Annotated in this window: 1 protein-coding gene; it reads left to right on the top strand. The window is 60.1% G+C overall.

What is annotated here, in order from left to right; genetic code table 11:
* Positions 1–126: 126 nt before the first annotated feature.
* A partial coding sequence (locus FJV41_RS51875) for a hypothetical protein (protein ID WP_497812698.1) occupies positions 127–381 on the top strand: 255 nt, incomplete at its 3' end.

Below are 381 nucleotides of genomic sequence, written 5' to 3'. Positions count from 1 at the left end.
GACTCGCTCATAGTAGCGGCGAAGCAGGCGAACAACCCGAAAGGAGCGGAGTCAGTGGAGCGAAGGAGCGGGGCCAAGGGGAACGCGGAACAGCCACACATGCGCCGGACACAGAGCCGGGAAAGCATGTCACAGAGGCTGTCACGCGTGCGGGAAGCTGCGAAGCAGCGGAAGAAAGAACGGTTTACAGCATTGTTCCACCTGCTGACAGTCGAAGCACTGGAAGCCGCATTCCTCTCCCTGAGCAGGAAAGCGGCCGCCGGAGTGGATGGCATCAGGTGGATGGACTACGCCGGAAACATGAAGAACAACATAACAGATCTGCACCGGAGGCTACATCAGGGCAGCTACAGGGCGCAGCCCGGCAGGCGTCACTACATC

It is taken from the genome of Myxococcus llanfairpwllgwyngyllgogerychwyrndrobwllllantysiliogogogochensis (genome assembly GCF_006636215.1).
Classification (GTDB): Bacteria; Myxococcota; Myxococcia; order Myxococcales; family Myxococcaceae; genus Myxococcus; species Myxococcus llanfairpwllgwyngyllgogerychwyrndrobwllllantysiliogogogochensis.
Note: the sequence above shows the minus strand (reverse complement) of the source record. Positions and strands in the feature narration are given on the sequence as shown.